The sequence below is a fragment of the Escherichia sp. S10b genome (assembly GCF_028421345.1).
In the GTDB taxonomy this organism is placed as follows: domain Bacteria; phylum Pseudomonadota; class Gammaproteobacteria; order Enterobacterales; family Enterobacteriaceae; genus ECMA0423.
Map to the genome: position 1 here is coordinate 1 of NZ_JAHZSO010000051.1, position 13,445 is coordinate 13,445.

13 protein-coding genes and 1 other annotated feature are annotated in these 13,445 nt (G+C 53.4%); of the genes, 9 read left to right on the forward strand and 4 right to left on the reverse strand.

All coding sequences use genetic code 11. From position 1 onward, the window contains the following. Positions 1-124 precede the first annotated feature (124 nt). Positions 125-286 carry a pleiotropic regulatory protein RsmS gene (rsmS, locus tag FTE26_RS04645; protein WP_000051146.1) on the reverse strand — a complete coding sequence of 54 codons (162 nt, stop codon included), beginning with the start codon at positions 284-286 and terminating at the stop codon, positions 125-127. A 13-nt stretch (positions 287-299) separates the two neighbouring features. Continuing rightward, entirely contained in the window at positions 300-827 is a 528-nt protein-coding gene (priC, locus tag FTE26_RS04650) for a primosomal replication protein N'' (RefSeq protein ID WP_000844848.1), read from the reverse strand. A 69-nt stretch (positions 828-896) separates the two neighbouring features. Between priC and FTE26_RS04655 the strand changes: the two genes are divergently transcribed. The 8 genes from FTE26_RS04655 (at position 897) to hemH (ending at position 9,032) form a co-directional block, all read left to right on the forward strand. Continuing rightward, a complete protein-coding gene (locus FTE26_RS04655; RefSeq protein WP_001188905.1) occupies positions 897-1,274 on the forward strand; it encodes a DUF454 family protein in 378 nt (125 codons plus the stop codon). Between the two features lie 152 nt (positions 1,275-1,426). Beyond that, complete coding sequence (gene apt, locus FTE26_RS04660) at positions 1,427-1,978, forward strand: adenine phosphoribosyltransferase (RefSeq protein ID WP_000127356.1); 552 nt, start codon at positions 1,427-1,429, stop codon at positions 1,976-1,978. Positions 1,979-2,106: 128 nt separating this feature from the next. Beyond that, a complete protein-coding gene (gene dnaX, locus FTE26_RS04665; RefSeq protein WP_000122008.1) occupies positions 2,107-4,038 on the forward strand; it encodes a DNA polymerase III subunit gamma/tau in 1,932 nt (643 codons plus the stop codon). Beyond that, positions 3,371-3,435: a sequence feature (DnaX frameshifting element), on the forward strand. It overlaps the preceding gene by 65 nt. Positions 4,039-4,090: 52 nt before the next feature. Next, a complete protein-coding gene (locus FTE26_RS04670; RefSeq protein ID WP_000467098.1) occupies positions 4,091-4,420 on the forward strand; it encodes a YbaB/EbfC family nucleoid-associated protein in 330 nt (109 codons plus the stop codon). After that, the gene (recR, locus tag FTE26_RS04675; RefSeq protein WP_001195025.1) at positions 4,420-5,025 is read left to right on the forward strand and encodes a recombination mediator RecR; all 606 of its coding nucleotides are present in this window, start codon (positions 4,420-4,422) and stop codon (positions 5,023-5,025) included. The genes FTE26_RS04670 and recR overlap by 1 nt, the downstream gene beginning before the upstream one ends. Positions 5,026-5,134: 109 nt before the next feature. Next, the gene (gene htpG / locus FTE26_RS04680) at positions 5,135-7,009 is read left to right on the forward strand and encodes a molecular chaperone HtpG (RefSeq protein ID WP_000678208.1); all 1,875 of its coding nucleotides are present in this window, start codon (positions 5,135-5,137) and stop codon (positions 7,007-7,009) included. Positions 7,010-7,189: 180 nt separating this feature from the next. Then, entirely contained in the window at positions 7,190-7,834 is a 645-nt protein-coding gene (adk, locus tag FTE26_RS04685; protein ID WP_001220233.1) for an adenylate kinase, read from the forward strand. A gap of 235 nt (positions 7,835-8,069) precedes the next feature. After that, complete coding sequence (gene hemH, locus FTE26_RS04690; protein WP_001250088.1) at positions 8,070-9,032, forward strand: ferrochelatase; 963 nt, start codon at positions 8,070-8,072, stop codon at positions 9,030-9,032. Here the strand turns inward: hemH and aes are convergent. Then, positions 9,029-9,988, reverse strand: a complete 960-nt coding sequence (gene aes, locus FTE26_RS04695; RefSeq protein ID WP_000801846.1) for an acetyl esterase — start codon at positions 9,986-9,988, stop codon at positions 9,029-9,031. The genes hemH and aes overlap by 4 nt on opposite strands. A 151-nt stretch (positions 9,989-10,139) precedes the next feature. On the opposite strand from aes, the gene gsk reads away from it, so the two are divergent. Next, positions 10,140-11,444 carry an inosine/guanosine kinase gene (gene gsk / locus FTE26_RS04700; RefSeq protein ID WP_000671574.1) on the forward strand — a complete coding sequence of 435 codons (1,305 nt, stop codon included), beginning with the start codon at positions 10,140-10,142 and terminating at the stop codon, positions 11,442-11,444. 132 nt (positions 11,445-11,576) lie between these two features. Here gsk and ybaL read toward each other — a convergent pair whose 3' ends face one another. Beyond that, the gene (ybaL, locus tag FTE26_RS04705; RefSeq protein ID WP_000546228.1) at positions 11,577-13,253 is read right to left on the reverse strand and encodes a YbaL family putative K(+) efflux transporter; all 1,677 of its coding nucleotides are present in this window, start codon (positions 13,251-13,253) and stop codon (positions 11,577-11,579) included. Between the last annotated feature and the right edge of the window lie 192 nt (positions 13,254-13,445).

Here is a 13,445-nt window from a genome sequence, read left to right on the forward strand (position 1 = left end):
CAGAGAAAACTGGCCGATTTTCTCTGCACTGGAGGGATAATACAAGGCCTGATAAGCGTAGCGCATCAGGCAGTTTTGCGTTTGCCCACAATCTTAGGGGACATTTAGCGGCCCCATTTATTTCTCACTTTTCCGCCTCATCATCGCGCGTTAATTTCTTTTCATAATCGCGTTTTACAATATCCAGCGCGCGCAGCACGGTGCGGGCTGGGATCTGATTTTCTTCCAGCAGCACAATCAAATCGACAGCCAGTTTGACATCGTCAGGGGCATTTTCCAGTGACATACTCTCTCCATTGCTAGCGGGTTAAGCGCGCTAGCCTGTTTTCGATTTTTTCCAGCGCATGGCGGCAGCGTGCCAGGCGCGCTTCATAGGCTTCCACTTCACGATGCAGCGTTTGCTGTTCCACGAGATCGGTCACCCGCGCCAGGCGGGCTCTGCGTTCGGCAACCATCTCACGTAGCCGCCGCTCAAAATCCTGATGCTGAATACGTTTACGCTGCCAGCGGGCAATTTTCGGTGGCGCACTGTCCCACTCGCGCAATGACCAGGCGGAGGCTTCACGCGCGATGGCTTCCAGTTGTGCCGCCAGATGTTCCGCCAGCCAGGCCACTTGCGGCAGCTGTTGCTGCTCAACTGCATGACGAAGCGCAGCCAGATTATCGCCCGCCTCATCGAGACAAGCCTGCAGTGTTGTCGCACGGGTTTGAAAAAGGTGTCTGTCAAAACGGGCACTTAGCGTGGCAAATTGCGCTACCGGGGCACAACGCTGACGCAGCGTAGCGAGCTGTCCTTCCAGTTTTTCCAGCAGCAGGGCGGTTTTCACGATAAGACCTCAATGAAAATGATAATTGTTATGCTAAAGTAGCCACTCTGTAAGCTGACAACACTCAATATGCAACGAATCATTTTAATCATCATTGGCTGGCTGGCGGTAGTGCTGGGTACGCTGGGCGTGGTATTACCGGTATTACCGACGACGCCGTTTATCCTGCTGGCGGCCTGGTGCTTTGCCCGTTCTTCCCCGCGCTTTCACGCCTGGTTGCTGTACCGCTCATGGTTTGGCAGCTATCTACGTTTCTGGCAGAAACATCATGCGATGCCGCGCGGCGTCAAACCGCGGGCGATTTTGCTTATTTTGCTCACGTTTGCCATTTCTCTGTGGTTCGTCCAGATGCCATGGGTGCGCATCATGTTGCTGGTAATTCTCGCCTGTTTGCTTTTCTATATGTGGCGAATTCCGGTGATTGATGAAAAGCAAGAAAAGCACTGAAGCACAACAATCGCAGTTGCAATTATTGCGTACAGCCAGTACATTCTGGCGTTTTCGAGCACAGGCGCAGGCGGTCAAAGGTTAAACAACTGTTACTTTTGATACGTTTAAAACGCGCCGTGAGTACCACCGTAACAAGCAGGCATACACTTATGACCGCGACTGCACAGCAGCTTGAGTATCTCAAAAATAGCATCAAAAGCATTCAGGACTACCCAAAACCCGGCATTCTTTTCCGCGATGTCACCAGCTTACTGGAAGACCCGAAAGCTTACGCTCTCAGCATCGACTTGCTGGTTGAGCGTTACAAAAATGCGGGCATTACCAAAGTTGTCGGCACCGAAGCGCGTGGCTTCTTGTTTGGCGCTCCGGTAGCTCTGGGTCTGGGCGTTGGCTTTGTACCGGTCCGTAAACCGGGCAAACTGCCGCGTGAAACCATCAGTGAAACTTACGACCTGGAATACGGCACCGATCAGCTGGAGATCCACGTTGATGCCATCAAACCGGGCGACAAAGTTCTGGTGGTGGACGATCTGCTGGCAACCGGCGGCACTATCGAAGCGACCGTTAAACTGATCCGTCGTCTGGGTGGTGAAGTGGCTGACGCTGCGTTCATTATCAACCTGTTCGATCTCGGCGGCGAACAGCGTCTCGAAAAACAGGGCATTACCAGCTACAGCCTTGTCCCGTTCCCGGGCCATTAATTATCGCCAGTCTTGTGCTGCCCACGCTACGGACAGCACAAGATGTGCATTCAGCCTCGCCGTTCTGACGGGGCTGTGTTAGCATTACCCCTTCGTGAATCCACCTTCCAGCGTTTCAGAGCCTGCCAATGAGTTATCAGGTCTTAGCCCGAAAATGGCGCCCACAAACCTTTGCTGACGTCGTCGGCCAGGAACATGTGCTGACCGCACTGGCGAACGGCTTGTCGTTAGGGCGTATTCATCATGCTTATCTTTTTTCCGGTACCCGTGGCGTCGGAAAAACCTCTATCGCCCGACTGCTGGCGAAGGGGCTAAACTGCGAAACCGGCATTACCGCGACGCCGTGCGGCGTGTGCGATAACTGTCGTGAAATCGAGCAGGGGCGCTTTGTCGATCTGATTGAAATCGACGCCGCCTCGCGCACCAAAGTTGAAGATACCCGCGACCTGCTGGATAACGTCCAGTACGCTCCGGCGCGTGGTCGTTTCAAAGTTTATCTGATCGACGAAGTGCATATGCTGTCGCGCCACAGCTTTAACGCACTGTTAAAAACCCTTGAAGAGCCGCCGGAGCACGTTAAGTTTCTGCTGGCGACGACCGATCCACAGAAATTGCCGGTGACGATTTTGTCGCGCTGTTTGCAATTTCATCTCAAGGCGCTGGATGTCGAGCAAATTCGCCATCAACTTGAGCACATCCTCAACGAAGAACATATCGCTCACGAGCCGCGGGCGTTGCAATTGCTGGCGCGCGCCGCTGAAGGCAGCCTGCGAGATGCCTTAAGTCTGACCGACCAGGCGATTGCCAGCGGTGACGGCCAGGTTTCAACCCAGGCAGTCAGTGCGATGCTGGGTACGCTTGACGACGATCAGGCGCTGTCGCTGGTTGAAGCGATGGTCGAGGCCAACGGCGAGCGCGTAATGGCGCTGATTAATGAAGCCGCTGCCCGTGGTATCGAGTGGGAAGCGTTGCTGGTGGAAATGCTCGGCCTGTTGCATCGTATTGCGATGGTACAACTTTCGCCTGCTGCACTTGGCAACGACATGGCCGCCATTGAGCTGCGGATGCGTGAACTGGCGCGCACCATACCGCCGACGGATATTCAGCTTTACTATCAGACGCTGTTGATTGGTCGCAAAGAATTACCGTATGCGCCGGACCGCCGCATGGGCGTTGAGATGACGCTGCTGCGCGCGCTGGCGTTCCATCCACGTATGCCTCTGCCTGAGCCAGAAGTGCCACGCCAGTCCTTTGCGCCCGTCGCGCCAACGGCAGTAATGACGCCAACCCAGGTGCCGCCGCAACCGCAATCAGCGCCGCAGCAGGCACCGACTGTACCGCTCCCGGAAACCACCAGCCAGGTGCTGGCGGCGCGCCAGCAGTTGCAGCGCGTGCAGGGAGCAACCAAAGCAAAAAAGAGTGAACCGGCAGCCGCTACCCGCGCGCGGCCGGTGAATAACGCTGCGCTGGAAAGACTGGCTTCGGTCACCGATCGCGTTCAGGCGCGTCCGGTGCCATCGGCGCTGGAAAAAGCGCCAGCCAAAAAAGAAGCGTATCGCTGGAAGGCTACCACTCCAGTGATGCAGCAAAAAGAAGTGGTCGCCACGCCGAAGGCGCTGAAAAAAGCGCTGGAACATGAAAAAACGCCGGAACTGGCGGCGAAGCTGGCGGCAGAAGCCATTGAGCGCGACGCGTGGGCGGCACAGGTGAGTCAACTTTCGCTACCAAAACTGGTCGAACAGGTGGCCTTAAATGCCTGGAAAGAGGAGAGCGACAACGCAGTATGTCTGCATTTGCGCTCCTCTCAGCGGCATTTGAACAACCGCGGTGCACAGCAAAAACTGGCTGAAGCGTTGAGCACGTTAAAAGGTTCAACGGTTGAACTGACTATCGTTGAAGATGATAATCCCGCGGTGCGTACGCCGCTGGAGTGGCGTCAGGCGATATACGAAGAAAAACTTGCGCAGGCGCGCGAGTCCATTATTGCGGATAATAATATTCAGACCCTGCGTCGGTTCTTCGATGCGGAGCTGGATGAAGAAAGTATCCGCCCCATTTGATCGTAAGCACAGCTTACGTTCGTCATCCTTAACGTGATTGAGAGAGAAACCTATGTTTGGTAAAGGCGGTCTGGGTAACCTGATGAAGCAAGCCCAGCAGATGCAAGAAAAAATGCAGAAAATGCAGGAAGAGATCGCGCAGCTGGAAGTCACCGGCGAATCTGGCGCAGGTCTGGTAAAAGTGACCATCAACGGTGCACACAACTGCCGTCGCGTAGAGATCGACCCGAGCCTGCTGGAAGACGACAAAGAGATGCTGGAAGACCTGGTGGCTGCAGCATTCAACGACGCAGCACGTCGTATTGAAGAAACGCAGAAAGAAAAAATGGCCTCTGTATCCTCCGGAATGCAGCTGCCGCCTGGCTTTAAGATGCCGTTCTGATGCAAACCAGCCCGCTGTTAACACAGCTTATGGAAGCACTGCGCTGTCTGCCGGGCGTTGGCCCGAAGTCGGCGCAGCGTATGGCGTTCACGCTGCTTCAGCGCGATCGTAGCGGCGGGATGCGTCTGGCGCAGGCGCTCACCCGGGCGATGTCGGAAATCGGCCACTGCGCCGATTGCCGCACTTTCACCGAACAGGAAGTCTGTAACATCTGTTCGAATCCGCGTCGTCAGGAAAACGGTCAAATCTGTGTGGTGGAGAGTCCGGCGGACATCTACGCCATTGAGCAGACGGGGCAGTTTTCAGGCCGTTATTTTGTGTTGATGGGGCACCTGTCACCGCTGGACGGCATCGGTCCGGATGATATCGGCCTTGATCGTCTGGAACAGCGTCTGGCAGAGGAAAAAATCACTGAAGTGATCCTCGCCACCAATCCCACGGTTGAAGGTGAAGCTACCGCTAACTACATTGCCGAGCTTTGCGCGCAATATGACGTGGAAGCCAGCCGAATCGCTCATGGCGTACCGGTTGGCGGCGAACTGGAAATGGTCGATGGCACCACGCTGTCACACTCCCTTGCCGGGCGTCATAAGATTCGTTTTTAAGCAAACGAGAGCAGGATCACCTGCTCTCGCTTGAAATTATTCTCCCTTGTCCCCATCTCTCCCTCATCCTGTTTTTAACCTTAAAATGGCATTATTGAGGTAGACCTACATGAAAGGACAAGAAACTCGTGGTTTTCAGTCAGAAGTGAAACAGCTTCTGCACCTGATGATCCATTCTCTCTATTCCAATAAAGAAATCTTCCTGCGTGAGCTTATCTCTAACGCCTCCGATGCGGCGGACAAGCTGCGTTTCCGTGCGCTATCTAACCCGGACCTGTACGAAGGTGATGGCGAACTGCGCGTTCGTGTCTCTTTCGATAAAGACAAGCGCACGCTGACCATCTCCGATAACGGCGTGGGGATGACCCGCGACGAAGTGATTGACCATCTGGGGACTATCGCTAAATCCGGTACCAAATCATTCCTCGAATCCCTGGGTTCTGACCAGGCGAAAGACAGCCAGCTGATCGGTCAGTTTGGTGTTGGTTTCTACTCTGCGTTTATCGTGGCCGACAAAGTGACCGTGCGTACTCGCGCGGCAGGCGAAAAACCAGAAAACGGCGTCTTCTGGGAATCGGCTGGCGAAGGTGAATATACCGTTGCCGACATCACCAAAGAAGATCGTGGTACTGAAATCACCCTGCATCTGCGTGAAGGCGAAGACGAGTTCCTCGATGACTGGCGCGTGCGTTCCATCATCAGCAAATACTCCGACCATATCGCGCTGCCGGTAGAGATCGAAAAACGCGAAGAGAAAGACGGCGAAACCGTTATCTCCTGGGAGAAAATCAACAAAGCGCAGGCGCTGTGGACTCGTAACAAGTCGGAAATCACCGATGAAGAGTACAAAGAGTTCTACAAACACATCGCCCACGACTTTAATGATCCGCTGACCTGGAGCCACAACCGCGTTGAAGGTAAGCAGGAGTACACCAGCCTGCTGTACATCCCGTCCCAGGCTCCGTGGGATATGTGGAACCGCGATCATAAACACGGCCTGAAACTGTACGTCCAGCGTGTGTTCATCATGGACGACGCAGAACAGTTCATGCCGAACTATCTGCGCTTCGTGCGTGGTCTGATTGACTCCAGCGATCTGCCGCTGAACGTTTCCCGTGAAATTCTCCAGGACAGCACGGTAACGCGTAACCTGCGCAATGCGCTGACCAAGCGTGTGCTGCAAATGCTGGAAAAACTGGCGAAAGACGACGCGGAAAAATACCAGACCTTCTGGCAACAGTTTGGCCTGGTACTGAAAGAAGGTCCGGCGGAAGATTTCGCTAACCAGGAAGCGATCGCCAAACTGCTGCGTTTTGCTTCTACTTATACCGATTCTTCTGCGCAGACCGTGTCTCTGGAAGACTACGTTTCCCGCATGAAAGAAGGGCAGGAGAAAATCTACTACATCACTGCAGACAGCTATGCGGCAGCGAAGAGCAGCCCGCACCTGGAACTGCTGCGTAAGAAAGGCATCGAAGTTCTGCTGCTTTCCGACCGCATCGATGAGTGGATGATGAACTATCTGACTGAGTTCGACGGTAAACCGTTCCAGTCGGTGTCTAAAGTTGACGAGTCGCTGGAAAAACTGGCTGACGAAGTTGATGAGAGCGCGAAAGAAGCGGAGAAAGCACTGACTCCGTTCATCGACCGTGTGAAAGCCCTGCTCGGCGAGCGCGTGAAAGATGTCCGTCTGACTCACCGTCTGACCGATACGCCAGCGATCGTTTCGACCGACGCGGACGAAATGAGCACTCAGATGGCGAAACTGTTCGCTGCGGCGGGCCAGAAAGTGCCAGAAGTGAAATACATCTTCGAACTGAACCCGGATCACGTACTGGTGAAACGTGCGGCAGATACTGAAGATGAAGCGAAGTTCAGCGAGTGGGTAGAACTGCTGCTGGATCAGGCGCTGCTGGCAGAACGCGGCACGCTGGAAGATCCGAACCTGTTTATTCGTCGTATGAACCAGCTGCTGGTTTCCTGATGTCATGCCGGATGACCTTTGTGTCATCCGGCATTTTTCTTTTCATCATCTGCACTTTCCGCAAATTATCTCGCCATTAACCGTTTCAGCCTCAGGTGCCTTTCTTGAGGCAATCGCCTGTTGGTGGTATCGTTTATCGCTTTTTCAAAAAATTCGACACATTTTAAGGGGATTTTCGCAATGCGTATCATTCTGCTTGGCGCTCCGGGCGCGGGGAAAGGGACTCAGGCTCAGTTCATCATGGAGAAATATGGTATTCCGCAAATCTCCACTGGCGATATGCTGCGTGCTGCGGTCAAATCTGGCTCCGAGCTGGGTAAACAAGCAAAAGACATTATGGATGCTGGCAAACTGGTCACCGACGAACTGGTGATCGCGCTGGTTAAAGAGCGCATTGCTCAGGAAGACTGCCGTAATGGTTTCCTGTTGGACGGCTTCCCGCGTACCATTCCGCAGGCAGACGCGATGAAAGAAGCGGGCATCAATGTTGATTACGTTCTGGAATTCGACGTACCGGACGAACTGATTGTTGATCGTATCGTAGGCCGCCGCGTTCATGCGCCGTCTGGTCGTGTTTATCACGTTAAATTCAATCCGCCGAAAGTAGAAGGCAAAGACGACGTTACCGGTGAAGAACTGACTACCCGTAAAGACGATCAGGAAGAAACCGTGCGTAAACGTCTGGTTGAATACCATCAGATGACTGCACCGCTGATCGGCTACTACTCCAAAGAAGCGGAAGCGGGTAACACCAAATACGCGAAAGTTGACGGCACCAAGCCGGTTGCTGAAGTTCGCGCTGATCTGGAAAAAATCCTCGGCTAATTCGAAAGCGCGCACGGACAGTCCCCTCGCCCCCTCGGGGAGAGGGTTAGGGTGAGGGGAACAGGCCCGCACAAGCAAACTTATCAGCAATCTCAGGCCGGATATTCATTCGGCCTTTTACAAAAACCTCAATCTGCGCTATTCCTTTTTCTGATTTGACCTCTCACAGCAATTAGTTCTTCTTCCTCACTTTTCCGCTACAATTATCAACAAGTTGAATCGATAAGAGGCGGTAATGCGTCAGACTAAAACCGGTATCCTGCTGGCAAACCTGGGTACGCCCGATGCCCCCACACCTGAAGCGGTAAAACGCTATCTGAAACAATTTTTAAGCGACAGACGCGTGGTTGATACCTCACGGTTGTTATGGTGGCCGTTGCTGCGCGGCGTGATTTTGCCGCTGCGCTCGCCGCGTGTGGCGAAGCTGTACGCCTCGGTCTGGATGGAAGACGGCTCGCCGCTGATGGTTTACAGCCGCCAGCAACAGCAGGCGTTGGCACAACGTTTACCGGATACGCCCGTAGCGCTGGGCATGAGCTACGGCTCGCCATCACTGGAAAGCGCCGTCGATGAACTCCTGGCAGAGCATGTAGATCATATTGTGGTGCTGCCGCTTTATCCGCAATTCTCCTGTTCTACGGTCGGTGCGGTATGGGATGAACTGGCACGCATTCTGGCGCGCAAACGTAGCATTCCGGGGATATCGTTTATTCGTGATTACGCCGATAACCACGATTACATTAATGCACTGGCGAACAGCGTACGCGCTTCTTTTGCCAAACATGGCGAACCGGATCTGCTGCTGCTCTCTTATCATGGCATTCCCCAGCGTTATGCAGATGAAGGCGATGATTACCCGCAACGTTGCCGCACAACGACTCGCGAACTGGCTTCCGCACTGGGGATGGCACCGGAAAAAGTGATGATGACCTTTCAGTCGCGCTTTGGCCGGGAACCCTGGCTGATGCCTTATACCGACGAAACGCTGAAAATGCTCGGAGAAAAAGGCGTAGGTCATATACAGGTGATGTGCCCGGGCTTTGCTGCGGATTGTCTGGAGACGCTGGAAGAGATTGCCGAGCAAAACCGTGAGGTCTTCCTCGGTGCCGGCGGGAAAAAATATGAATATATTCCAGCGCTTAATGCCACGCCGGAACATATCGAAATGATGGCTAATCTTGTTGCCGCGTATCGCTAAAGCTGAGCGGTAAAGAACTGAGCGCCGTCGCGAAGAGCCTCGTCGGCGGTTTTCATCATTCGTGAATAATGCAAAAAGGCATGCAGCGTACCTGGGTAGAGTTTGAACTCACAGGGCTGCTGATGCGCCGCTAACGTCTGGTAAAGCAGACGGCTGTCATCCAGCAGCGGATCGAACTCCGCCCCGGCAATAAAACAGGGCGGAACTTCGCGAGTGAGATCATTATTAAACAGACAGTAATACGGTGACTCGCGGTCCGCGTCGTTGCTTAAATACGCCTCTTCATACATCTGCAAATCCTGTTGCGTTAAGCCATCCCAGACACCGCCCAACAGACGACGAGTCACGGAATCCCGTAATCCGTAAAGCCCATACCACAGCAAAACACCCGCAATTTTACCGCAATCGATCTGTTTATCACGCAACCACAACGCACTGGCGAGCGCCAGCATGGCACCTGCGGAATCACCGGCAAAGCCAATGCGGGACATATTGATTTGATAATCCTCCGCCTGCTGGTGGAAATAACAACAAGCAGCCACAATTTCCTCTATCGCTTGCGGAAAACGCGCTTCAGGTGAAAGGGGGTAATCAATACCAATCACCGTACATTGGCTGTAGCTTGCCAGCAGGCGCATGATGCGATCGTGGGTATCGAGATTGCCGAGAATAAAACCGCCTCCATGCAAATAAAATAGCGTCGCCGGGCTATCTGGCTGCGGACAAAAGAGACGTGTTTCCACCTGCCCATATTTTGTTGGAACCATGTAAGCTCTGGTTGCCATTTCTGGAGCGCCCGCATTCCAGAATCGGCGCTCAAGCGTGTAATACTGTCGTTGCTCAGCAATCGTTCCCGTTGCGGGCCAGGACGGTAAATCCGACTGAAGAGTATTCACAACGGTCTTCATTTCAGCAGAAATAAGGTCCAGAACAGGTAGTTTGTTTTCCGGCTTCATACAAAAACTCCTTTCAAATTACGTCATTGTAAGGAACCACTGCCATGAAAATGCGATCCCGCCTGCTGATATTGAAACTGGCTGCGTCTCGCGCGCTCCCGTCAGATTGTGTTAACATTCGCCGCTCAGTTAACCACCCGTAAAAACAACCATGAAATTTCCCGGTAAACGTAAATCCAAACATTACTTCCCCGTAAATGCACGCGATCCGCTGCTTCAGCAATTCCAGCCAGAAAACGAAACCAGCGCTGCCTGGGTAGTGGGTATCGATCAAACGCTGGTCGATATTGAAGCGAAAGTGGATGATGAATTCATTGAGCGTTATGGATTAAGCGCCGGGCATTCACTGGTGATTGAGGATGATGTAGCCGAAGCGCTTTATCAGGAACTAAAACAGAAAAACCTGATTACCCATCAGTTTGCGGGTGGCACCATTGGTAACACCATGCATAACTACTCGGTGCTCGCGGACGACCGTTCGGTGCTGCTGGGCGTCATGTGCAGCAATATTGAAATTGGCAGCTATGCCTATCGTTACCTGTGTAACACCTCCAGCCGTACCGATCTTAACTATCTACAAGGCGTGGATGGCCCGATTGGTCGTTGCTTTACGCTGATTGGCGAGTCCGGGGAACGTACCTTTGCTATCAGCCCTGGCCACATGAACCAGCTGCGGGCTGAAAGTATTCCGGAAGATGTGATTGCCGGAGCCTCGGCTCTGGTTCTCACCTCTTATCTGGTGCGTTGCAAGCCGGGTGAACCCATGCCGGAAGCAACCATGAAAGCCATTGAGTACGCGAAGAAATATAACGTACCGGTGGTGCTGACGCTGGGAACTAAGTTTGTCATTGCCGAGAATCCGCAGTGGTGGCAGCAATTCCTCAAAGACCACGTCTCTATCCTTGCGATGAACGAAGATGAAGCCGAAGCGTTGACCGGAGAAAGCGATCCGTTGTTGGCATCTGACAAGGCGCTGGACTGGGTAGATCTGGTGCTGTGCACCGCCGGGCCAATCGGCTTGTATATGGCGGGCTTTACCGAAGACGAAGCGAAACGTAAAACCCAGCATCCGCTGCTGCCGGGCGCTATAGCGGAATTCAACCAGTATGAGTTTAGCCGCGCCATGCGCCACAAGGATTGCCAGAATCCGCTGCGTGTATATTCGCACATTGCGCCGTACATGGGCGGGCCGGAAAAAATCATGAACACTAATGGAGCGGGGGATGGCGCATTGGCAGCGTTGCTGCATGACATTACCGCCAACAGCTACCATCGTAGCAACGTACCAAACTCCAGCAAACATAAATTCACCTGGTTAACTTATTCATCGTTAGCGCAGGTGTGTAAATATGCTAACCGTGTGAGCTATCAGGTACTGAACCAGCATTCACCTCGTTTAACGCGCGGCTTGCCGGAGCGTGAAGACAGCCTGGAAGAGTCTTACTGGGATCGTTAAGTTATCGTCGGTTCGTAGGCCAGATAAGGCGTTCACGCCGCATCTGGCATTTGGCTCTCGATGCCTGATGCGACGCTGGCGCGTCTTATCATGCCTACATATTTTTCATATTTTACATCCGGCAACCACCGTTTACCCCGTCACCACCTCACCCGCCGGTGGCGTTTCCAGCAGTTCCAGCATGGTACGGGCGATTTCACGCTCGCCCATCACTACCTGATTCGCACCACGTTCGGTGATATACGCCACTTCATCGTCATAATGGGCGCGGGCAATAATCTCAATATCCGGATTTTTCGCGCGGGCAGATGCCACAATCTCACCCGCTTCATAACCGTTGGGAATCGTCAGGATCAGCCATTTTGCACATTCCAGATGCGCCAGTTGCATAATTTCTTCGTTCGCCGCATTGCCCAATACTGCGCGGACCCCGCGCTCTCGCAGCTCATCAACACGGGTTCGTGACGTCTCAATCACCACCAGCGGAATATCAGAGGCGAGCAATTTCTCCCCCAGCAGGCTGCCTACACGACCGTAACCCACCAGTAGCGCATGGTTGCAAATATCCACTGGGATCTGCTTCTCTTCTTCGATTGCCTCTTCCAGCGTCTGCTCTTCCAGCGTTTCGGTCTTCGCCAGATATTTCTCCAGTAGTGCGAACAGTACCGGGTTGAGCATAATCGACAGGATCGCCCCTGCCAGTACCAGGTTTTGTCCGGCCTGCGGCAGTAAATTCAATGCCATTCCCAGTCCCGCCAGGATAAACGCGAACTCACCAATCTGCGCCAGGCTGGCGGCGATGGTTAATGCCGTACGTTGGGAGTGACCAAACAGTCGCACCAGGAAAAATGCGGCTAACGACTTACCAAACAGAATAATCGCCAGCGTCGCCAGCACTGCCAGCGGTTGCTGAATCAGAATTAACGGATCAAACAACATCCCGACGGAGACAAAAAACAGCACCGCAAACGCGTCGCGCAATGGCAGCGTATCGTGGGCGGCACGGTGACTCAGTTCAGACTCGTTCAGTACCATCCCGGCAAAGAACGCACCGAGTGCAAAGGAGACATCAAACAGCTCTACCGCACCAAAGGCAATCCCTAACGCCAGCGCCAGCACCGACAGGGTAAACAGCTCGCGAGAACCGGTTGCCGCGCTGCGTGCCATAATCCACGGCACCAGACGGCGACCTACCAGCATCATAATGGCGATAAATGCGATCACTTTGCCGATGGTGATCCCCATATCGACTGCAAGAGTGGCAAAGCCCACATCGCCCTGTTCCATCATTCCTGCCACTGCGGGCAGCAACACCAGCGTCAGAACCATTACCAGGTCTTCCACAATCAACCAACCGATGGCGATTTGCCCACGCTGACTGTCAATTAATTGCCGTTCTTCAAGTGCGCGCAGTAACACCACGGTACTGGCGGTGGAAAGACATAAACCGAACACGATACCGGTCATTAACGACCAGCCCAGCACGGCAGAGAGCGCCATACCCAGCAGCGTCGCCACGGCTATCTGGGCGATCGCACCGGGAATGGCGATGGCCTTTACCGCCATCAAATCCTTCAGCGAAAAGTGCAAACCGACGCCAAACATCAACAGAATGACGCCCAGTTCAGCCAGTTCCGGCGCAAGCTTGGTATCGGCAACAAAGCCCGGAGTGAATGGTCCTGCCAGCACACCCGCTAACAGATATCCCACCAGAGGAGAAATACGTAGTTTATTGGCCAGCATGCCGAGGATAAAGGCGAGCACAAGGCCGCCAACAATGGTGGTGATAAGCGGGGTGGCGTGATGCATTCCGTCTCCTTTTCCTGGTGGTTATTGTCCATTTTTGGCCGGGAAAACCAAAATTACAGGTAATAGTTTATGACAATTTCATTGATGATGTTCATGAATAATTATTGAATTTTGCAGAAAAATGGAATTAGCTGCAAAAAAAGCACGGATCGGAAAACAGAAGGCGGTTTAACAGAGGAAAGGCTTATGGCG